Source organism: Pseudomonas sp. XP1 (assembly GCF_053557675.1).
This window is the reverse complement of record NZ_JBNRIJ010000014.1, coordinates 39,182-59,067: the sequence shown is the minus strand read 5'-3', so window position 1 is coordinate 59,067 and position 19,886 is coordinate 39,182. Positions and strand designations below refer to the sequence as shown.

Sequence of the window (19,886 nt, the reverse complement as noted above, 5' to 3'; positions counted from 1 at the left end):
ACCTGCTCCCACAGTGATCGCAAAACCCTGTGGGAGCGGGTTCACCCGCGAAGAGGCCGGCACAGGCAATGCAAAACTGTCAGGCACAAAAAAAGCACCCCTAGGGGTGCTTTTTTGTTTGCCGGCAATCCGCGCTTAGCGCTTCATGTTCTCTGGCAGGTGCGGCTGGATAGCAGTCAGCACGGCCTTGAAGCACTTGATGTTGCCCGCAACGATATGGCCCTTGTCGAGGAAGTCATGGCCACCGTTGAAGTCGCTCACCAGTCCGCCCGCTTCCTGGATCAGCAGAACGCCGGCTGCCATGTCCCATTCGGACAGGCCCGACTCCCAGAAGGCGTCGAAACGGCCGGCGGCCACATAGGCCAGGTCCAGGCTGGCGGAGCCCGCGCGGCGGATGCCAGCGGTCTGGCCAGTCAGGGCGCGGAACATGCCCAGATAGTTGTCCAGGTCAGCCATCTGGCTGTCACGGAACGGGAAGCCGGTGCCCAGCAGGGCGCCTTCCAGGCTGGTGCGCGAGCTGACACGCAGGCGGCGGCCGTTGAGCTGGGCGCCACGGCCACGGCTGGCGGTGAATTCTTCCTGGCGAACCGGGTCGACGATCACGGCGTGCTCAAGGCGGCCACGGTATTTGCAGGCGATGCTGACCGCGAAGTGCGGGATACCACGCAGGAAGTTGGTGGTGCCATCCAGCGGGTCGATGATCCACAGGTAATCCTTGCCTTCTTCGCCGCTACCCGCGTGCAGGCCGGTTTCCTCGCCCTGGATGGAGTGGTTCGGGTAGGCCTTGCGCAGGGCGTTGACGATGCTCTGCTCGGCGGCGCGATCGACTTCGGAGACGTAATCCTTTGCCTCTTTCTCATCGACCTTGATGCTATCCAGGCGTTCGATGGAGCGGAAAATCAGTTCACTGGCGCTGCGAGCGGCGCGCAGGGCGATATTCAGCATAGGCTGCATGGGCGGGTCACCTGGAGATGTTAAAGAAGAAAGCCGATCATTCTAGCAGAAAACTTTGGCGGCAGAAGTGTCACATTTGCTTTCGTGGCGTTACGTCTGTCGGTTCTGTAAGATCGAAGGCCCTGATTCCTGCATCTGTGAGCACAACACCTTGCTGCAAAATATTCGTGTTGTTCTGGTCAATACCAGCCACCCCGGCAACATCGGCGGCGCTGCACGTGCCATGAAAAACATGGGCTTGTCGCGTCTGGTGCTGGTGCAGCCGAAAGAATTCCCCGCCGTGGATGCCAGTGCCCGAGCCTCGGGTGCCGACAATGTGCTGGACAACGCCCAGGTGGTCGACAGCCTCGAGCAGGCGCTGGTCGGCTGTAACCTGGTGATGGGCACCAGTGCACGTGAGCGGAGCATCCCCTGGCCGCTGATCGGCCCGCGCGAGTGCGGTGCCAAGGCGGTGGAGCACGCCAACGGTGGCGAGGAAATCGCCCTGGTGTTCGGGCGTGAACACGCCGGCCTGACCAACGAAGAACTGCAGCGATGTCACTTCCACGTGCACATTCCCTCCAACCCCGACTTCAGCTCGCTGAACCTGGCCGCCGCTGTCCAGGTGCTCTCCTACGAGGTGCGCATGGCCTGGCTTGCCGCTGGTGCGGTGCCGGGCAAGGTCGAGAAGGTTGACGCCAGCGAGCTGGCGACCATGGACGAAATGGAGCTGTTCTACGACCACCTGGAGAAGACCTTGGTCGGTATCGGCTTTCTCGACCCCGAAAAGCCCAAGCACCTGATGCCGCGCCTGCGTCGGCTGTATGGGCGGGTGGCGGTCGAACGTTCGGAAATGAGCATTTTGCGCGGCATCCTCACCGAGACCCAGAAAGTGGTCCGGGGCGAGCCGCATAAACGGAAGGACTGACAGATGTTCGAACGCCTGCGTGAAGATATTCAAAGCGTATTCCACCGTGACCCTGCTGCGCGCAACGCCTTCGAGGTGCTGACCTGCTACCCGGGCATGCACGCCATCTGGCTGCACCGGCTGGGCAATGCCCTCTGGAAGCGTGATTTCAAGTGGCTGGCCCGCCTGGTGTCCAACTTCGGTCGCTGGCTGACCGGTATCGAGATCCACCCCGGCGCCACCATCGGCCGGCGCTTCTTCATCGACCACGGCATGGGCATCGTAATCGGCGAAACCGCCGAAATCGGCGACGATGTCACCCTTTACCAGGGCGTGACCCTGGGTGGTACCAGCTGGAACAAAGGCAAGCGCCACCCCACCCTGGAAAACGGCGTGGTGGTAGGGGCGGGGGCCAAGGTGCTGGGCCCGTTCACCGTCGGTGCCGGAGCCAAGATCGGTTCCAATGCGGTGGTGACCAAGGCAGTGCCAGCTGGCGCCACTGCGGTCGGCATCCCGGGGCGAATCATCGTCAAGAGCGAAGACAATGAGGTCGAGGCCAAGCGCAAGGCCATGGCCGAGAAGATCGGTTTCGACGCCTATGGTGTCAGTGGCGACATGCCCGACCCGGTGGCTCGTGCCATCGGCCAGATGCTCGACCACCTGCAGGCAGTCGACGAGCGGCTGGAGGGCATGTGCGGCGCCCTGACCAAGATGGGCAGCGATTACTGCGCCAAGGAACTGCCAGCCCTGCCGGAAGATGACTTCACGGAAGTTGCCCAGGTGGCTCAGCGCGACACTCAATCGCATTGATTGCGCCGCGCTGAAATCACGGTGACATACGGGGCGTGTGCTCACGCCCCCTGTCTGCTACAATCGCGCCCGCCTCCCTGATGCAAACCCGACTAAAGCACTAGGTCTAATAGTTGACTTAAATGCTCGGGAATCGCATACTCGCTCACATCCTGTAACTCCCGTGGTACCCAATAGCCATGCGACTGACTACCAAAGGCCGATACGCCGTGACCGCCATGCTCGACCTGGCGTTGCACGCGCAGCATGGGCCGGTGTCTTTGGCCGACATTTCCGAGCGCCAGGGCATTTCCCTCTCTTATCTGGAACAGCTGTTCGCCAAGCTGCGCCGCAGTAGCCTGGTCTCCAGCGTGCGTGGTCCAGGCGGTGGCTACCAGCTGTCGCGAGGCATGGAAACCATCCAGGTGGCCCAGGTCATCGACGCGGTCAACGAATCGGTCGATGCCACCCGTTGCCAGGGCCTCGGGGACTGCCATGCCGGTGACACCTGCCTGACCCACCACCTGTGGTGCGACCTCAGCCAGCAGATCCATGAATTCCTCAGCGGTATAAGCCTGGCCGACCTCGTCATGCGCCGTGAGGTGCAGGAAGTCGCCCAGCGCCAGGACCTGCGTCGTGTCGCAGGCCGAACCGCCCAGCTGGACAAGATTGAGACGTCCGCCGTCGATTGATCCCACCGGGACGACGAGCGACGCCACCGCCTGATAGGAGAGACAAATGAAGTTGCCGATCTACCTCGATTACTCCGCGACCACCCCGGTCGATCCACGCGTGGCCCAGAAGATGGCCGACTGCCTGCTGGTCGACGGGAACTTCGGTAACCCGGCTTCGCGCTCCCACGTCTTTGGCTGGAAAGCCGAGGAAGCGGTCGAGAACGGTCGTCGCCAGGTTGCCGAGCTGATCAACGCCGATCCGCGCGAAATCGTCTGGACCAGTGGTGCCACCGAGTCCGACAACCTCGCACTCAAGGGCGTCGCGCACTTCTATCAGACCAAGGGCAAGCACATCATCACCTCCAAGATCGAGCACAAGGCGGTCCTGGATACCGCTCGCCAGCTGGAGCGTGAAGGTTTCGAAGTCACCTACCTCGAGCCAGGCGAAGACGGCATCGTCACTCCGGCCATGGTCGAGGCGGCGCTGCGCGACGACACCATCCTGGTATCGCTGATGCACGTGAACAACGAAGTCGGCTCGATCAACGATATCGCCGCCATCGGTGAACTTACCCGCTCGCGAGGCGTGCTGTTCCACGTTGACGCCGCGCAGTCGGCCGGCAAGGTCGAAATCGACCTGCAGAAGCTGAAGGTCGACCTGATGTCGTTCTCGGCGCACAAGGTCTACGGCCCGAAAGGCATCGGCGCGCTGTACGTCAGCCGCAAGCCGCGTGTACGCCTGGAAGCCATCATTCACGGCGGTGGCCATGAACGCGGCATGCGTTCGGGCACCCTGCCGACCCACCAGATCGTCGGCATGGGCGAAGCCTTCGCTATCGCCAAGCAGGAAATGGCCGCAGAAAACGTGCGTATCAAGGCCCTGAGCGACCGCTTCTTCAAGCAGGTTTCGGACCTCGAAGAGCTGTACGTCAACGGCAGCAAGACTGCCCGCGTACCACACAACCTGAACCTGAGCTTCAACTACGTCGAAGGCGAATCGCTGCTGATGTCTCTGAAGGACATCGCCGTATCGTCCGGTTCGGCCTGCACCTCCGCATCGCTCGAGCCGTCCTACGTACTGCGCGCCCTGGGCCGCAACGACGAGCTGGCGCACAGCTCGATCCGCTTCTCTTTCGGCCGCTTCACCACCGAAGAAGAAGTCGACTACGCCGCGCAGAAAGTCTGCGAGGCCGTCAACAAACTGCGTGAGCTGTCGCCGCTGTGGGACATGTACAAAGACGGCGTTGACATCTCCAAGATCGAGTGGGCCGCCCACTAAGCAGTCGCCGGCAAGAGCGGCTCCCTGATGAGGAAGGAATTGCACCATGGCATACAGTGAAAAGGTCATCGACCACTACGAAAACCCGCGCAACGTCGGCAAGATGAACGCCGAAGACCCGGACGTCGGTACCGGCATGGTCGGCGCCCCGGCCTGCGGTGATGTGATGCGCCTGCAAATCAAGGTCAACGAGCAGGGCGTGATTGAAGACGCCAAGTTCAAGACCTACGGCTGCGGTTCGGCCATTGCTTCCAGCTCCCTCGCCACCGAGTGGATGAAGGGCAAGACCCTGGACGAAGCCGAGACCATCAAGAACACCCAGCTGGCTGAAGAACTGGCGTTGCCGCCGGTCAAGATCCACTGCTCGGTACTCGCCGAAGATGCCATCAAGGCAGCCGTACGCGATTACAAGCAGAAGAAAGGCTTGATCTAAGTCGCCTGTTGCGAGGTAAGGAGTCCTGATGGCTATCAGCATGACAGAAGCCGCCGCCAACCACGTGCGGCGTTCCCTGGAAGGGCGCGGCAAGGGCGAAGGCATTCGCCTGGGCGTGCGCACCACCGGTTGCTCGGGCCTGGCCTACGTGCTGGAGTTCGTCGACGAGCTGGCGGACGAAGACCAGGTGTTCGAGAACCATGGCGTCAAGGTGATCATCGATCCCAAGAGCCTGGTCTACCTCGATGGCACCGAACTGGACTTCGTCAAGGAAGGGTTGAACGAAGGCTTCAAGTTCAACAACCCCAACGTGCGCGGTGAGTGTGGCTGCGGCGAAAGCTTCAACGTTTGAGGCTGGCTGTGGGTACTCCTTGTCATTTCGCATTGTTTGACCTCCAGCCAAGTTTCCGCCTGGATCTCGACAAGCTGGCCACTCGCTATCGCGAGCTGGCCCGCGAAGTCCATCCCGACCGCTTTGCCGACGCTTCCGAGCGCGAGCAGCGCGTGGCGCTGGAAAAATCCGCGGCCCTCAACGACGCCTACCAGACACTGCGCAGTGCGCCGCGTCGCGCCCGCTACCTGCTGGCCATCGGCGGCCACGAAGTGCCTCAGGAGGTCACGGTCCACGACCCTGACTTCCTGTTGCAGCAGATGCAATGGCGTGAAGAGCTCGAAGAACTGCAGGACGAAGCTGACCTCGATGGCGTGGCTGTGTTCAAGAAGCGCCTGAAAGCCGCTCAGGACACGCTGAACGAGGACTTCGCCGCCTGCTGGGACGCCCCTGGCGAGCGTGACAAGGCCGAGCGCCTGATGCGCCGCATGCAGTTCCTCGACAAGCTCGCTCAAGAAGTGCGCCAACTGGAAGAGCGCCTCGACGATTAACCCGGTGCTGCCCGTGATGGCACCTAAGGTATTCAGATAAGCATGGCCCTACTGCAGATTGCCGAACCCGGTCAAAGCCCTCAGCCGCATCAGCGCCGCCTGGCGGTGGGGATCGACCTGGGTACCACCAACTCCCTGGTCGCCGCACTGCGCAGCGGCCGTAGCGAGCCCCTGCCCGACGCACAGGGCAACGTCATTCTGCCGTCCGCGGTGCGCTACCTCGAAGGGCGCAGCGAAGTGGGGCAGGCTGCGCGGGATGCCGCTTCCAGCGACCCGCTGAACACAGTGCTGTCGGTCAAGCGCCTGATGGGGCGCGGCCTGGCCGACGTCAAGCAACTGGGCGAGCAGCTGCCGTACCGCTTCGTTGGCGGTGAGTCGCACATGCCGTTCATCGACACCGTACAGGGGCCTAAAAGCCCGGTGGAAGTGTCCGCCGACATCCTCAAGGTGCTGCGCGAGCGTGCCGAAGCCACCCTGGGTGGTGAACTCGTCGGTGCCGTGATCACCGTGCCGGCCTATTTCGACGATGCCCAGCGCCAGGCCACCAAGGACGCTGCGCGCCTGGCCGGCCTGAACGTGCTGCGCCTGCTCAACGAGCCGACAGCCGCAGCCGTGGCCTATGGCCTGGACCAGAATGCCGAAGGCGTGGTGGCCATCTATGACCTGGGCGGCGGTACCTTCGACATTTCCATCCTGCGCCTGACTGCCGGCGTATTCGAAGTGCTGGCCACCGGTGGCGATACCGCCCTGGGTGGTGACGACTTCGACCACGCCATTGCTGGCTGGATCATCGAGCAGGCCGGGCTGTCGTCCGACCTGGACCCGGCCACCCAGCGCGCGCTGTTGCAGACTGCCTGCGCTGCCAAGGAAGCCCTGACCGACGCCGACGTGGTCAGCGTCAGCCATGGCACCTGGCAGGGCGAGCTGAGCCGCGCCGGTTTCGAAGCCATGATCGAGCCCATGGTCGCCCGCAGTCTCAAGGCCTGCCGTCGCGCCGTGCGTGACAGCGGTATCGAGCTGGAAGAAGTCAGCGCCGTGGTCATGGTCGGTGGTTCGACCCGCGTACCGCGTGTGCGTGAAGCTGTCGGCGCACTGTTCGGCCGCACTCCGCTGACCTCGATCGACCCCGACCAGGTGGTGGCCATCGGTGCCGCCATCCAGGCCGATACCTTGGCCGGCAACCGCCGCGAAGGTGGCGAACTGCTGCTGTTGGATGTCATCCCGCTGTCGCTTGGCCTCGAGACCATGGGCGGGCTGATGGAGAAGGTGATCCCGCGCAACACCACCATCCCGGTGGCGCGTGCTCAGGAGTTCACCACCTATAAAGATGGCCAGTCGGCCATGATGATCCACGTGCTGCAGGGCGAGCGCGAGCTGATCAGCGACTGCCGCTCGCTGGCGCGCTTCGAGCTGCGTGGCATCCCGGCCATGGTCGCCGGTGCGGCGAAAATCCGCGTCACCTTCCAGGTCGACGCCGACGGCCTGCTCAGCGTCGCCGCCCGCGAGCTGGGCTCGGGCGTGGAAGCCAGCATTCAGGTCAAGCCATCCTACGGCCTGACCGACGGCGAAATCGCCCGCATGCTCAAGGATTCCTTCGAACACGCAGGTTCCGACAAGCAGGCCCGCCAGCTGCGCGAGCACCAGGTGGACGGCGAGCGCCTGCTCGAAGCGGTACAGGGCGCCCTGGACGCCGACGGTGAGCGCCTGCTCAGCAGTGACGAGCGCGACGCCATCGAATTCCAGATGCAAGAACTACGTGATTTGCTGGCCGGCACCGATGGCGCAGCCATCGAGCAACAGACCAAGCGTCTGTCGCAGGTGACCGACGCATTTGCCGCCCGTCGCCTTGATTCGACGGTCAAAGCCGCACTGGCCGGGCGCAACCTGAATGAGATCGAGGAGTAACCGATGCCGCTGGTGACATTCCTGCCGCATGAGAAGTTCTGCCCCGAAGGGCTGACCGTGGAAGTCGAGACCGGGACCAACATCCTGGAGCTGGCCCACGACCATCACATCGAGATGGAAAGCGCCTGCGGCGGCGTCAAGGCCTGCACCACTTGCCACTGCATCGTGCGCAAGGGCTTCGACTCGCTCGAAGAAGCCGACGAACTGGAAGAGGACATGCTGGACAAGGCCTGGGGCCTGGAGGCTCAATCGCGCCTCGGCTGCCAGGTGGTCGTCGCTGACCAGGATCTGGTCATCGAGATCCCCAAGTATTCGCTCAACCACGCCGCCGAAGCGCCGCACTGAGGTTTGCCCCATGAGCCTGAAATGGATTGATGTACTTGAGATCGCCATCCAGCTTGCAGAAAGCAAGCCGGAAGTCGATCCTCGTTATGTGAATTTCGTCGATCTGCACCGCTGGGTGCTGGCGTTGCCAGAATTCAGCGACGATCCGTCACGCGGCGGTGAGAAAGTGCTCGAGGCCATCCAGGCGGCCTGGATCGAAGAAGCCGACTGAACGCGTCCTGCAGGTTAGGCAATCCCCTGGAACCCGCGTATAATTCGCGGGTTTAATTTTTCGCAACACTCATATTTCTGGAGTTTTCCATGGCTGTTCAACGTACTTTCTCCATCATCAAGCCTGACGCCGTTGCCAAGAACGTCATCGGCGAGATCACCACTCGTTTCGAGAAAGCCGGCCTGCGCGTCGTCGCTTCGAAAATGAAGCAACTGTCCAAAGCCGAAGCCGAAGGCTTCTACGCCGAGCACAAAGAGCGCGGCTTCTTCGCTGACCTGGTTGCCTTCATGACTTCCGGCCCGGTCATCGTTCAGGTTCTGGAAGGCGAAAACGCCGTTCTGGCCAACCGCGAGCTGATGGGCGCCACCAACCCGAAAGAAGCTGCTGCCGGCACCATCCGTGCTGACTTCGCCGTTTCCATCGACGAAAACGCTGTTCACGGTTCCGACTCGGAAGCTTCGGCTGCCCGCGAAATCGCTTACTTCTTCTCCGCTACCGAGCTGTGCGACCGCATTCGCTAAGCGAAGCAGGTCTTGGGTGATTCCATGAGTGACATGACTGGCAAGATCAACCTGTTGGGCCTGACCCTGCAGGAAATGGAAAAATTCTTCGAGTCGATCGGAGAGAAGCGTTTTCGTGCCGGTCAGGTCATGAAATGGATTCACCACTTTGGCGTCGACGATTTCGCCGCCATGACCAATGTCGGCAAGGCCTTGCGCGAAAAGCTCGAGGCCGTTGCCGAGATTCGGGGCCCGGAAGTGGTCAGTGAAGACATTTCCGCCGACGGTACCCGCAAGTGGGTGGTCCGCGTTGCCTCCGGCAGCTGCGTCGAGACCGTCTACATCCCCACCGACGATCGCGGCACCCTGTGCGTGTCGTCGCAAGCCGGCTGTGCCCTGGATTGCAGCTTCTGCTCCACCGGCAAGCAAGGCTTCAACAGCAACCTCACCGCCGCCGAAGTGATCGGCCAGGTGTGGCTTGCCAACAAATCCTTCGGGACCGTTCCGGCCAAGATCGACCGCGCCATTACCAACGTGGTCATGATGGGCATGGGCGAACCCCTGCTGAATTTCGACAATGTCATCGCCGCCATGAAGATCATGATGGAAGATCTGGGCTATGGCATTTCCAAGCGTCGCGTCACACTGTCCACCTCGGGCGTGGTGCCGATGATCGACGAGCTGGCCAAGCACATCGACGTGTCGCTGGCCCTGTCGCTGCACGCACCGAACGACGAACTGCGCAACAAGCTGGTACCGATCAACAAGAAGTACCCGCTGAAGATGCTGCTGGAATCGTGCATGGGCTACATGTCCACCCTGGGTGGCAAGCGCGTGCTGACCATCGAGTACACCCTGCTCAAGGACGTAAACGACCAGCCTGAGCATGCTGCGCAAATGATCGAGCTGCTGCGCGACGTACCATGCAAGATCAACCTGATCCCGTTCAACCCGTTCCCGCACTCCGGCTACGAGCGGCCAAGCAACAACGCCATCCGCCGTTTCCAGGACCTGTTGCACCACGGTGGCTTCAACGTCACTACCCGCACCACCCGTGGTGATGACATCGACGCTGCCTGTGGTCAGCTGGTCGGCCAGGTCAACGACCGCACCCGCCGCAGCGAGCGCTACATCGCTGTGCGCCAGCTGTCCGCGGACGCCGAGCTGCAAGACAGCCCCGCCAGCCACTGACCGGGACCTTGCCCATGAGCCTGCGCGCCGCGCTGTCGATCCTTGCGCTTTCGCTGCTGGCCGGCTGCGTGTCGGGCGGTGCGGGCGACCCCCTGGCCAGCCGCCAGGGCAGGGCAGAGGCGGGGCGGGCCTATGTGCAGCTTGGGCTGGGTTATTTGCAACAGGGTTTGACCGAGCAGGCCAAGGCGCCGCTGGGCAAGGCCCTGGCCCTGGATGGCGGAGATGCCGACGCGCACGCCGCCCTGGCGCTGGTCTTCCAGGCCGAAGGCGAGCCGGCGCTGGCCGAAGCTCACTTTCGCAAGGCGCTGCACGCACGCACGGGCGACACGCGAATTCGCAACAATTACGGCAGTTTCCTTTATGCTCAGGGGCGATTTGCCGAGGCCGAGCAGATGTTTCGCCTTGCCAGCGCCGATACCCTGTATCCTGAGCGCTCACGCGTGTACGAGAACCTGGGCCTGACCGCTCTGAAGCTCGAGCGCCGCGACCAGGCCCATGCGTATCTGCTGAAAGCTTTGCAACTCAACCAGCGGCAGCCGAAAGCCTTGCTGGAAATGGCTGAGTTGTCCTACGAAAACAGGCATTATGTGCCGGCCCGGGAATACTACGATCGTTTCAGCCAGTTGAGCGACCACGATGCCCGTAGCCTGCTGCTGGGCAGTCGCCTTGCCAGGGTATTCGACGAGCAGGGCACACTGGCCGAGCTGGGCCAGCAATTACAACGACTTTATCCCGGTACGCCGGAATATCAGCAATACCTGTCGGAGCAACGATGAAAGCCGCGCATCCCGAAGTAGCAGTAGCGCCTGGCCAGAACCCCGGTGAGCTTTTGCGTCAGGCCCGTGAGAACCGGGACTGGTCACAAGCCGAGGTGGCCCGCAAGCTCAACCTCACTGTCAGTTCGTTGAACCACGTGGAAACCGGCGCCTTCGACAAGCTGCCGGGGCATACCTTCGCCCGTGGTTATATCCGCGCCTATGCCAAGCTGATGGACCTGGACCAGGCTGCCCTGGTGGAGGCCTTCGACCGTTACACCGGTACCCACGCCAAAGGCAGCGACGTGCATTCGCTGGGCCGTATCGAAGAGCCGGTGCGGCTGTCTCACAATATCCTGCGCGGCGTCAGCCTGCTGCTGCTGGTGGCCGTGGTCGGTGGCGGCTTTGTCTGGTGGCAGGACCAGGGCAGCCTGCGTGGCAAGGACCTGGCCAAGATCGCCCTGGAGCACGTCGAAGTCGAAAGCGCCGACGGTACCACCCAGATTCACCCGCTCGATGAGCCTGAAGATCAGGCTGTCTCCGCTGGGCAGCAGCCCGAGAGCGCGCCGCTGCCGCTGGAGCAGGGCGCTGCCGAGCAGCCTGCCGCCGCCGAACAGGCACCGGCAAGCCCGGCACCTGCTGCTACCGCTGCCGCGGTGCCAAATCCAGCCCAGCAGGCGCCTGTGCCACCGGTCGCCAGCGCCCCTGCTGCAGCGCCTGCGCCGGTAGCACCGGTTGCCCCGGCTCCGGCCCCGGCGGCTGTTGCACCTGCTACGCCCGTAGCGGCCGTGGCCGCTGCCGAGCCTGCTGCCCCTGCCGTGGTGCCGGCTGGCAGCGCCAAGGTCGCCATCCAGTTCGTCGCCGATTGCTGGACCCAGGTCACCGACGGCAACGGCAAGGTGCTGTTCAGCGCCATCAAGCGCAAGGGGGACAACCTCGAGCTGACCGGCAAGCCGCCGTTCTCGGTACGCCTGGGCTTTGCCCGTGGCGCCCAGGTCAGCTACAACGGCCAGGCCGTCGATGTTGCCCCGTTCACCAGTGGCGAGACAGCTCGCCTGAAGTTGGGACAGTAATCATGCACGGCGAATCTCCGATCAAACGTCGCGAATCCCGCAAAATCTGGGTCGGCAATGTACCGGTGGGTGGTGATGCCCCCATCGCGGTGCAGAGCATGACCAACACCGACACCAACGATGTTGCCGCCACCGTGGCGCAAATCCAGCGCCTGGTCGATGCCGGCGTGGACATCGTGCGCGTCTCGGTACCGGACATGGACGCCGCCGAGGCGTTCGGCCGCATCAAGCAGCAGGTCAGCGTGCCGCTGGTTGCCGATATCCACTTCGACTACAAGATCGCCCTGCGCGTGGCCGAACTGGGCGTCGACTGCCTGCGTATCAACCCGGGCAACATCGGCCGTGAAGACCGTGTGCGTGCGGTGGTCGATGCCGCCCGTGACCGGGGTATCCCGATTCGTATCGGCGTCAACGCCGGCTCGCTTGAAAAGGACCTGCAGAAGAAGTACGGCGAACCGACCCCGGCGGCGCTGGTCGAGTCGGCCCTGCGCCACGTCGAGCACCTCGACCGCCTGGACTTCCAGGACTTCAAGGTCAGCGTCAAGGCCTCCGATGTGTTCATGGCCGTCGAAGCCTACCGCCTGCTGGCCAAGCAGATCGTGCAGCCGCTGCACCTGGGCATCACCGAAGCCGGTGGCCTGCGTTCGGGGACGGTGAAATCCGCTGTCGGCCTCGGTATGCTGCTGGCCGAAGGCATTGGCGATACCATCCGTATCTCGCTGGCGGCCGACCCGGTCGAGGAAGTGAAAGTCGGCTACGACATCCTCAAATCGCTGCACCTGCGCTCGCGTGGCATCAACTTCATCGCCTGCCCGAGCTGCTCGCGGCAGAACTTCGATGTGGTCAAGACCATGAACGAGCTGGAAGGGCGCCTGGAAGACCTGCTGGTGCCGCTGGACGTGGCGGTGATCGGTTGCGTGGTCAACGGCCCGGGCGAAGCCAAGGAGTCCCATGTGGGGCTGACCGGCGGCACGCCGAACCTGGTCTATATCGACGGCAAGCCGGCACAGAAGCTGACCAACGACAACCTGGTCGATGAACTGGAAAAGCTCATCCGCCAGAAAGCGGCCGAAAAGGCCGAAGCCGACGCGGCGCTGATCGTCCGTGGCTGACACACAGAATTCGTAAGGACTTTTCGTGAGCAAATCGCTGCAAGCCATCCGTGGCATGAACGACATCCTGCCAGAACAGTCGCCACTGTGGCGCTACTTCGAAGGCACCGTGGCCGGCCTGCTGGACACCTACGGGTACAGCCAGATCCGCACGCCGATCGTCGAGTTCACCGAGCTGTTCAAGCGCTCCATCGGTGAAGTGACCGACATCGTCGAAAAAGAGATGTACACCTTCGAAGACCGCAACGGCGATTCGCTGACCCTGCGCCCCGAAGGCACCGCTGCCTGCGTGCGTGCCGTGCTCGAGCATGGCATCACCGGCAACGGCCAGGTGCAGAAGCTGTGGTACATCGGCCAGATGTTCCGCCATGAGCGCCCGCAGAAGGGCCGCTACCGCCAGTTCCACCAGATTGGCGTGGAAGTGTTCAACCTGGACGGCCCGGACATCGACGCAGAGCTGATCATGCTGACCTGGCGCTTGTGGGGCCTGCTGGGCATCCAGGACGCAGTCAAGCTGGAGCTCAACAGCCTGGGCACCAGCGAAGCCCGTGCACGCTACCGTGATGCGCTGGTCGAGTTCCTCTCGGCGCGCCTGGAGCAACTGGACGAAGACAGCCAGCGCCGCCTGAAGAGCAACCCGCTGCGCATTCTCGACAGCAAGGACCAGAACACCCAGGCGGTGCTGGTCGGCGCGCCGAAGCTGGAAGACTACCTGGACGAAGAGTCGCGCGTGCACTTCGAGGGCCTCAAGGCTCGCCTGGACGCTGCCGGCATTCCGTTCGTGATCAATACCAAGCTGGTGCGTGGCCTGGACTACTACAGCAAGACCGTGTTCGAGTGGGTCACCGACAAGCTCGGCGCCCAGGGCACCGTCTGCGCCGGCGGCCGTTACGACGGCCTGGTCGAACAGATGGGCGGCAAGCCGACCTCGGGCGTCGGTTTCGCCATGGGCATCGAGCGCCTGATCCTGCTGCTCGAAACCCTGGGCAAGGTGCCCGAGTCCATCAGCCGCCAGATCGACGTCTACCTGTGCGCCTTTGGCGAACAGGCGGAACTGGCCGGCCTGCGCCTGTCCGAAGGCCTGCGCGACCGCCTGCCGGGCCTGCGCCTGGCTGTCAACGCCGGCGGTGGCAGCTTCAAGAGCCAGTTCAAGAAAGCCGACAAGAGCGGCGCGCTGTTCGCGCTGATCCTCGGCGACGATGAACTGGCCAAGCAAGAGATCGGCTTCAAGCCCCTGCGTGGTCAGGGCGAACAACAGAACATTGCCTGGGATGCTCTGGCTGAGCACCTGGAAACCGCGATCGTGCAGGCGTAACGCGGTTCAACAAGCGAATAGGCGAAAAGGAGTATTGGGGTGTCGAGTACCGATGATGAACTGGCAGGGGTCAAGGACTGGTGGAACCGCAACGGCAAGCCGCTGCTGACCGGTGCACTGCTGGCTGGCGTGGTGGTGTTGGGCTGGAATACCTGGCACAAGTACCAGAACAATCAGTCGCAAGGTGCCTCGCAGCTTTACCAGGCCTTGCTGGAGACCAGCCTGACGCCGACTGGCCAGCCTGACGCGACCAAGGTCGCGGAGCTGGCCGGCAAGCTCAAGAGCGAGTTCGGCGGTACCGCCTACGCCCAGTACGGCAGCCTGTTCGTGGCCAAGGTCGCGGTCGAGACTGGCAAGCTTGACGATGCTGCTGCCGAGTTGAAGAGCGTGCTGGACAAGCCGGCCGATGCCACCCTGGGCGAAATTTCGCGTCAGCGCCTGGCTCGTGTGCTGGCTGCCCAGAACAAGGCCGAGGACGCCCTCAAGCTGCTCGATGGCGACGCCGACAAAGCCTTCCTGGCCAGCCGCGAAGAGTTGAAAGGTGACCTGCTGGTGCAACTGGGTCGCGCCGACGACGCGCACAGCGCTTACGAGAAAGCCAAGGCTGCGTTGTCCGATGAGGCGGCGGTCGGTGGCCTGCAATTGAAGCTGGATGACTTGGCCAAAGGGGACGTGTAAGTGATCGGTTGGAAACATGCAGCAGTGCTGACCCTGGCCGTACTGGCCGCAGGTTGCAGCAGCAACAGCAAGAAGGAACTGCCTCCGGCCGAGCTGACCAAGTTCACCGAGGAAGTGGTGCTGAAGAAGCAGTGGAGCCGTTCGATCGGTGATGGCCAGGGTGAGACCTACAACACCCTGGTACCTGCCATCGAGAACGACCGTATCTACGCCTCCGACGTCAACGGCGAAGTCTTTGCTCTCGACCGCATCACCGGCGACGTGGTGTGGAAGAAGGACCTCGAGCTGCCGGTATCCGGCGCTGTCGGCGTGGGCTACGGCCTGGTCATGATCGGTACCCTCAAGGGTGAAGTCATCGCCCTGGACTCCAGCACCGGTGAGGAGCGCTGGCGCTCCCGCGTGACCAGCGAAGTGCTGGCCCCGCCTGCCAACAACGGTGAGGTGGTGGTGGTGCAGACCCAGGACGATCGCCTGATCGGCCTGGATGCCGCCACTGGCGACCGTCGCTGGATCTACGAAAACACCCCGGCCGTGCTGACCCTGCGTGGCACCGGCGCACCGATCGCCACCAACCGCCTGGCCGTCGCCGGCCTGTCCACCGGCAAGGTGGTGGCGGTGGATATCAACAACGGCGTGCCGGTTTGGGAGAGCCGCGTGGCGATTCCGCAGGGCCGTTCCGAGCTGGACCGAGTGGTCGATATCGACGGTGGCCTGCTGCTGTCGGGTGGTACCCTGTACGTCAGCACCTACCAGGGCCGCGTCGCGGGCCTGGACCTGGAAAGCGGCCGCGTGCTGTGGCAGCGTGATGCCTCCAGCTACGTGGGTGTCGCCCAAGGCTTCGGCAACGTCTACGTCAGCGAAGCTTCGGGTACAGTCGAAAGTGTCGACGAGCGCTCGTCCAGCGCCCTCTGGACCAACGACACCATGGCTCGCCGCCAGCTGACCGCACCTGAAGTGTTCTCCAGCTACGTGGCGGTGGGCGACTTCGAGGGTTACCTGCACCTGCTGAGCCAGGTCGATGGCCGCTTCGTCGGCCGTGAGCGTATCGACAGTGATGGCCTGCGTGCCCGCCCACTTGTGGTCGGCGACACCATCTACGTCTTCGGCAACAGCGGCAAGCTCGAGGCACTGACCATCCGCTGAAGCTATGCTTGAAGCCTTGGCGGGCTTCAAGCCGCGGCGCAGGACACGCCGCCCGAACTCCGGCCGCTGCCTTGCAGCGGCCTTTGCATTTTCAAGAATTCAAGAGTGGAGAGCCGAATGGTTCCCGTAATCGCCCTGGTGGGCCGCCCGAACGTCGGCAAATCCACCATGTTCAACCGCCTGACCAAAACCCGCGATGCCATCGTCGGTGACCTGTCGGGCCTGACCCGTGACCGCCAGTATGGTGATGCCAGCTGGCAGGGTCGTTCCTTCATCCTGATCGACACCGGCGGTATCACCGGTGACGAAGTGGGCATGGACGAGAAAATGGCCGAGCAGTCGCTCATGGCCATTGAAGAAGCCGACTATGTGCTGTTCCTGGTCGATGCCCGGGCCGGCATGACCGCTGCCGACCAGATGATCGCCGAGCACCTGCGCAAGCGGAACAAGGAAGCGATCCTGGTTGCCAACAAGATCGACAACATCGATGCCGATGTGGCTCGCGCAGAGTTCTCGCCGCTGGGCATGGGCAACGCCATCCCGGTGGCCGGCTCCCAGGGCCGCGGCATCAACGCGCTGATGGAGGCTGTGCTCGGCCACCTGCCACGCGACCAGGTCGAAGAAGCGCTGGACGCCGAAGTCGCCGAAGGCGAAGAGGCGGTGCGCATCCCTGGCCCGAGCGAGAAGGATGGTATCAAGATCGCCATCATCGGCCGCCCCAACGTCGGCAAGTCGACCCTGGTCAACCGCATGCTCGGCGAGGAGCGCGTGGTGGTGTACGACCAGCCGGGCACCACCCGCGACAGTATCTACATCCCGTTCGAGCGCGATGACGAGAAGTACACCTTCATCGACACCGCCGGCGTGCGCAAGCGCGGCAAGATCCACGAGGAAGTCGAAAAGTTCTCGGTGGTGAAGACGCTGCAGGCGATCAAGGACGCCAACGTGGTGATCTTCGTCATGGACGCCCGCGAAGGCGTGGTGGACCACGACCTGAACCTGCTGGGCTTCGCCCTGGAAGCCGGCCGCGCCATCGTCATCGCCCTGAACAAGTGGGACGGCATGGAGCCGGGCGAGCGTGACTACGTGAAGACCGAGCTGGAGCGCCGGCTGTTCTTCGTCGATTTCGCCGACATCCACTTCATCTCCGCCCTGCACGGCACCGGCGTGGGCCACCTGTACAAGTCGGTGCAGGCCGCGTTCAAGTCGGCGGTGACCCGCTGGCCGACCAGCCGCCTGACGCAGATCCTCGAAGATGCCGTGAGCGAGCACCAGCCACCACTGGTCAATGGCCGCCGCATCAAGCTGCGCTATGCCCACCTTGGTGGTGCCAACCCGCCGCTGATCGTGATCCACGGCAACCAGACCGACAAGATTCCCAAGTCGTACTCGCGTTACCTGGAGAACACCTACCGCCGCGTGCTGAAGCTGGTCGGTACGCCTATCCGCATCGAGTACAAGGGCGGTGAGAACCCGTACGAGGGCAAGAAGAACACCCTCACCGACCGCCAGGTCAACAAGAAGCGCCGCCTGATGTCGCACCACAAGAAGGCCGAGAAGAAGCGCCGCGACAAGCGCTGATTCCGCGCCAGCTTCTTCGCGGGTAAACCCGCTCCCAGGTCCCAGACAGTTTTCGAATTCTGTGCAGTACCTGTGGGAGCGGGTTTACCCGCGAAGGGGCCCTTTGATCCAGCGCAATCCCCCTATTGTTTCAACCTTTTTCCTGACCGCTCGATCCGCTATGCTCGGACTCCACCCCGTGCCGGATACACCCCAGGAAAGAGGGCTCCATGATCCGCAGCAAACTGCCGAATGTCGGCACGACCATCTTCACCACCATGTCCCAGCTCGCCGTGCAGACGGGCGCGCTCAACCTGTCGCAAGGTTTCCCCGACTTCAATGGCCCGCAGGCACTGCTCGATGCAGTCGGCCGGCATGTGGCCGCCGGGCATAACCAGTATTCGCCGATGACCGGCTTGCCGGCCCTGCGCCAGCAGGTGGCGGCCAAGGTCGCGCGGCTGTATGGCGGGCAGGTGGATGCCGACCAGGAAGTGACCATCACCCCTGGCGCCACCGAGGCGATATTCTGCGCCATCCAGGCGGTGGTGCATGCTGGTGACGAGGTGATTGTCTTCGACCCTTGCTACGACAGCTACGAGCCGTCCGTGGAACTGGCCGGTGGCCGCTGCGTGCATGTACAGCTGAGCGACGGCGATTTCCGCATCGACTGGCAGAAGTTCAGCGATGCCCTCAGCCCGCGCACGCGCATGGTCATCCTCAATTCGCCGCACAACCCAAGCGGTGCGCTGATCACTCGCGATGACCTCGACCAGCTGGCGCGGCTGATCGCTGACCGCGATATCTACCTGGTCAGCGATGAAGTATATGAACACCTGGTCTACGACGGTGTGCGCCATGCCAGCGTGCTGGCCCACGAGCAACTTTACCAACGCGCCTTCGTGGTCAGCTCGTTCGGCAAGACTTATCACGTTACCGGCTGGAAGACCGGCTACGTTATCGCCCCGCCAGCACTGAGCGCCGAGCTGCGAAAGGTGCACCAGTACGTCAACTTTTGCGGGGTGACCCCGCTGCAGTGCGCCCTGGCCGATTTCATGGCCGAGCACCCCGAGCATATCGATGAACTGCCGGCCTTCTACCAGGCCAAGCGAGACTTGTTCTGCGGCTTGCTGGAAGGCTCGCGGTTCCGTTTCACCCGCACGGCGGGTACCTATTTCCAGCTGGTGGACTATTCGCAGATCCGCCCGGACCTGAACGATGTCGACATGTCGCTGTGGCTGACCCGTGAGCACGGCGTGGCGACCATCCCGGTGTCGGTGTTCTACCAGCAACCCATCCCCGAGCAACGCCTGGTCCGCCTGTGCTTTGCCAAACGAGAGGAGACGCTGCGTCAGGCAGCGGAAAAACTATGCGCGATCTGAGCACGCTGCCGAATCTGAAAGTCGCCCTTGTGCAGACCACCCTGGCCTGGCACGACCGCGAGGCCAACTATGCGCACTTCGAGGTGCTGCTGGAGCAGGTGGGCGAAGTGGACCTGGTGATCCTGCCGGAAATGTTCACTACCGGTTTCTCTATGCAATCGGAAAGCCTGTGCGAGCCGGAAAACGGCCCGACCTACAAATGGCTGAAGGCCCAGGCGAAGAAGTACAAAACGGTGATTACCGGCAGCGTGATCATCCAGGCCGCTGATGGCAGCCACCGCAACCGCCTGCTGTGGGCCCGGCCGGATGGCGAGATCCTGCACTACGACAAGCGCCACCTGTTCCGCATGGCCGGTGAGCACAAGCATTACACCCCGGGCGAACGCCAGGTGCAGTTCGAGCTCAAGGGCTGGCGGATTCGCCCGCTGATCTGCTACGACCTGCGCTTCCCGGTGTGGAGCCGTGATGCCCAGGACACCGACCTGTTGCTGTACACCGCAAACTGGCCGGCTGCGCGCCGCCAGCACTGGAACCGCCTGTTGCCGGCGCGGGGTATCGAGAACCTGTGTTATGTGGCTGCGGTGAACCGGGTGGGCACCGACGGCAAAGGCTTTGCCTATTCCGGCGACAGCCAGGTGCTGGACTTCCAGGGCGAGAGCCTGCTCAGTGCCGGGGAGGCGGACGGGGTGTTTACCGCGGTGTTGAGTGCGGCGGAACTGGCGGCCTATCGGGCCAAGTTCCCGGCCAATCTGGATGCTGACACCTTCGAGCTGCACTGACAGTCTGTACCGGCCTCTTCGCGGTTAAACCCGCGCAGAGGCC

At 63.1% G+C, this 19,886-nt stretch carries 22 protein-coding genes; 21 read left to right on the top strand and 1 reads right to left on the bottom strand.

Annotation, left to right across the window (positions count from 1 at the left end; all coding sequences use genetic code 11):
- Positions 1-135 precede the first annotated feature (135 nt).
- Complete coding sequence (gene suhB / locus ACK1U9_RS14570; protein ID WP_025337769.1) at positions 136-954, bottom strand: type III secretion system regulator SuhB; 819 nt, start codon at positions 952-954, stop codon at positions 136-138.
- A 151-nt stretch (positions 955-1,105) separates the two neighbouring features.
- On the opposite strand from suhB, the gene trmJ reads away from it, so the two are divergent.
- The 21 genes from trmJ (at position 1,106) to ACK1U9_RS14465 (ending at position 19,843) form a co-directional block, all read left to right on the top strand.
- Positions 1,106-1,861, top strand: coding sequence for a tRNA (cytosine(32)/uridine(32)-2'-O)-methyltransferase TrmJ (gene trmJ / locus ACK1U9_RS14565; RefSeq protein WP_108480961.1), 756 nt, complete (start codon positions 1,106-1,108; stop codon positions 1,859-1,861).
- A 3-nt stretch (positions 1,862-1,864) separates the two neighbouring features.
- Positions 1,865-2,650, top strand: coding sequence for a serine O-acetyltransferase (gene cysE / locus ACK1U9_RS14560; RefSeq protein WP_046615813.1), 786 nt, complete (start codon positions 1,865-1,867; stop codon positions 2,648-2,650).
- Positions 2,651-2,829: 179 nt separating this feature from the next.
- Entirely contained in the window at positions 2,830-3,321 is a 492-nt protein-coding gene (gene iscR, locus ACK1U9_RS14555; RefSeq protein ID WP_008092572.1) for a Fe-S cluster assembly transcriptional regulator IscR, read from the top strand.
- A 46-nt stretch (positions 3,322-3,367) separates the two neighbouring features.
- Complete coding sequence (locus ACK1U9_RS14550) at positions 3,368-4,582, top strand: IscS subfamily cysteine desulfurase (protein WP_013971017.1); 1,215 nt, start codon at positions 3,368-3,370, stop codon at positions 4,580-4,582.
- A gap of 46 nt (positions 4,583-4,628) precedes the next feature.
- Entirely contained in the window at positions 4,629-5,015 is a 387-nt protein-coding gene (iscU, locus tag ACK1U9_RS14545; protein ID WP_003248539.1) for a Fe-S cluster assembly scaffold IscU, read from the top strand.
- A gap of 28 nt (positions 5,016-5,043) precedes the next feature.
- Positions 5,044-5,367 carry an iron-sulfur cluster assembly protein IscA gene (iscA, locus tag ACK1U9_RS14540; RefSeq protein WP_003257854.1) on the top strand — a complete coding sequence of 108 codons (324 nt, stop codon included), beginning with the start codon at positions 5,044-5,046 and terminating at the stop codon, positions 5,365-5,367.
- Between the two features lie 8 nt (positions 5,368-5,375).
- The gene (hscB, locus tag ACK1U9_RS14535; protein ID WP_046615812.1) at positions 5,376-5,897 is read left to right on the top strand and encodes a co-chaperone HscB; all 522 of its coding nucleotides are present in this window, start codon (positions 5,376-5,378) and stop codon (positions 5,895-5,897) included.
- 42 nt (positions 5,898-5,939) lie between these two features.
- The gene (gene hscA, locus ACK1U9_RS14530; protein ID WP_046615811.1) at positions 5,940-7,802 is read left to right on the top strand and encodes a Fe-S protein assembly chaperone HscA; all 1,863 of its coding nucleotides are present in this window, start codon (positions 5,940-5,942) and stop codon (positions 7,800-7,802) included.
- 3 nt (positions 7,803-7,805) lie between these two features.
- On the top strand, positions 7,806-8,147 hold the full coding sequence (gene fdx, locus ACK1U9_RS14525) for an ISC system 2Fe-2S type ferredoxin (protein ID WP_013971020.1): 342 nt from the start codon (positions 7,806-7,808) through the stop codon (positions 8,145-8,147).
- A gap of 10 nt (positions 8,148-8,157) precedes the next feature.
- The gene (gene iscX / locus ACK1U9_RS14520) at positions 8,158-8,358 is read left to right on the top strand and encodes a Fe-S cluster assembly protein IscX (protein WP_003257859.1); all 201 of its coding nucleotides are present in this window, start codon (positions 8,158-8,160) and stop codon (positions 8,356-8,358) included.
- Positions 8,359-8,447: 89 nt separating this feature from the next.
- The gene (gene ndk / locus ACK1U9_RS14515) at positions 8,448-8,879 is read left to right on the top strand and encodes a nucleoside-diphosphate kinase (RefSeq protein WP_023382208.1); all 432 of its coding nucleotides are present in this window, start codon (positions 8,448-8,450) and stop codon (positions 8,877-8,879) included.
- A 24-nt stretch (positions 8,880-8,903) separates the two neighbouring features.
- Complete coding sequence (gene rlmN / locus ACK1U9_RS14510; protein ID WP_046615810.1) at positions 8,904-10,049, top strand: 23S rRNA (adenine(2503)-C(2))-methyltransferase RlmN; 1,146 nt, start codon at positions 8,904-8,906, stop codon at positions 10,047-10,049.
- A 14-nt stretch (positions 10,050-10,063) separates the two neighbouring features.
- Positions 10,064-10,825, top strand: coding sequence for a type IV pilus biogenesis/stability protein PilW (gene pilW / locus ACK1U9_RS14505; protein WP_108480924.1), 762 nt, complete (start codon positions 10,064-10,066; stop codon positions 10,823-10,825).
- Positions 10,822-11,877 carry a RodZ domain-containing protein gene (locus ACK1U9_RS14500; protein WP_046615808.1) on the top strand — a complete coding sequence of 352 codons (1,056 nt, stop codon included), beginning with the start codon at positions 10,822-10,824 and terminating at the stop codon, positions 11,875-11,877. Before pilW ends, ACK1U9_RS14500 begins: the two co-directional genes overlap by 4 nt.
- Before the next feature lie 2 nt (positions 11,878-11,879).
- A complete protein-coding gene (gene ispG, locus ACK1U9_RS14495) occupies positions 11,880-12,989 on the top strand; it encodes a flavodoxin-dependent (E)-4-hydroxy-3-methylbut-2-enyl-diphosphate synthase (protein ID WP_038408727.1) in 1,110 nt (369 codons plus the stop codon).
- A 25-nt stretch (positions 12,990-13,014) separates the two neighbouring features.
- Positions 13,015-14,304: a histidine--tRNA ligase gene (gene hisS, locus ACK1U9_RS14490; RefSeq protein WP_108480925.1), complete on the top strand. Its 1,290-nt coding sequence runs from the start codon at positions 13,015-13,017 to the stop codon at positions 14,302-14,304.
- A gap of 39 nt (positions 14,305-14,343) precedes the next feature.
- On the top strand, positions 14,344-14,982 hold the full coding sequence (locus ACK1U9_RS14485) for a tetratricopeptide repeat protein (RefSeq protein ID WP_108480926.1): 639 nt from the start codon (positions 14,344-14,346) through the stop codon (positions 14,980-14,982).
- Complete coding sequence (gene bamB / locus ACK1U9_RS14480; protein ID WP_108480927.1) at positions 14,983-16,125, top strand: outer membrane protein assembly factor BamB; 1,143 nt, start codon at positions 14,983-14,985, stop codon at positions 16,123-16,125.
- A 117-nt stretch (positions 16,126-16,242) separates the two neighbouring features.
- Positions 16,243-17,706, top strand: a complete 1,464-nt coding sequence (gene der / locus ACK1U9_RS14475; RefSeq protein WP_025337780.1) for a ribosome biogenesis GTPase Der — start codon at positions 16,243-16,245, stop codon at positions 17,704-17,706.
- A gap of 209 nt (positions 17,707-17,915) precedes the next feature.
- Complete coding sequence (locus ACK1U9_RS14470) at positions 17,916-19,064, top strand: pyridoxal phosphate-dependent aminotransferase (protein WP_108480928.1); 1,149 nt, start codon at positions 17,916-17,918, stop codon at positions 19,062-19,064.
- Positions 19,052-19,843 (top strand): amidohydrolase, encoded by a 792-nt coding sequence (locus tag ACK1U9_RS14465; protein WP_085600658.1) that lies wholly within the window; start codon positions 19,052-19,054, stop codon positions 19,841-19,843. The genes ACK1U9_RS14470 and ACK1U9_RS14465 overlap by 13 nt, the downstream gene beginning before the upstream one ends.
- Positions 19,844-19,886: the final 43 nt, after the last annotated feature.

Coding starts and splice junctions, on each gene's coding strand:
- suhB (WP_025337769.1), bottom strand. CDS start 954: ATGCAGCCTATGCTGAATATCGCCCTGCGCGCCGCTCGCAGCGCCAGT.
- cysE (WP_046615813.1), top strand. CDS start 1,865: ATGTTCGAACGCCTGCGTGAAGATATTCAAAGCGTATTCCACCGTGAC.
- iscR (WP_008092572.1), top strand. CDS start 2,830: ATGCGACTGACTACCAAAGGCCGATACGCCGTGACCGCCATGCTCGAC.
- ACK1U9_RS14550 (WP_013971017.1), top strand. CDS start 3,368: ATGAAGTTGCCGATCTACCTCGATTACTCCGCGACCACCCCGGTCGAT.
- iscU (WP_003248539.1), top strand. CDS start 4,629: ATGGCATACAGTGAAAAGGTCATCGACCACTACGAAAACCCGCGCAAC.
- iscA (WP_003257854.1), top strand. CDS start 5,044: ATGGCTATCAGCATGACAGAAGCCGCCGCCAACCACGTGCGGCGTTCC.
- hscA (WP_046615811.1), top strand. CDS start 5,940: ATGGCCCTACTGCAGATTGCCGAACCCGGTCAAAGCCCTCAGCCGCAT.
- fdx (WP_013971020.1), top strand. CDS start 7,806: ATGCCGCTGGTGACATTCCTGCCGCATGAGAAGTTCTGCCCCGAAGGG.
- iscX (WP_003257859.1), top strand. CDS start 8,158: ATGAGCCTGAAATGGATTGATGTACTTGAGATCGCCATCCAGCTTGCA.
- ndk (WP_023382208.1), top strand. CDS start 8,448: ATGGCTGTTCAACGTACTTTCTCCATCATCAAGCCTGACGCCGTTGCC.
- rlmN (WP_046615810.1), top strand. CDS start 8,904: ATGAGTGACATGACTGGCAAGATCAACCTGTTGGGCCTGACCCTGCAG.
- pilW (WP_108480924.1), top strand. CDS start 10,064: ATGAGCCTGCGCGCCGCGCTGTCGATCCTTGCGCTTTCGCTGCTGGCC.
- ACK1U9_RS14500 (WP_046615808.1), top strand. CDS start 10,822: ATGAAAGCCGCGCATCCCGAAGTAGCAGTAGCGCCTGGCCAGAACCCC.
- ispG (WP_038408727.1), top strand. CDS start 11,880: ATGCACGGCGAATCTCCGATCAAACGTCGCGAATCCCGCAAAATCTGG.
- der (WP_025337780.1), top strand. CDS start 16,243: ATGGTTCCCGTAATCGCCCTGGTGGGCCGCCCGAACGTCGGCAAATCC.
- ACK1U9_RS14470 (WP_108480928.1), top strand. CDS start 17,916: ATGATCCGCAGCAAACTGCCGAATGTCGGCACGACCATCTTCACCACC.
- ACK1U9_RS14465 (WP_085600658.1), top strand. CDS start 19,052: ATGCGCGATCTGAGCACGCTGCCGAATCTGAAAGTCGCCCTTGTGCAG.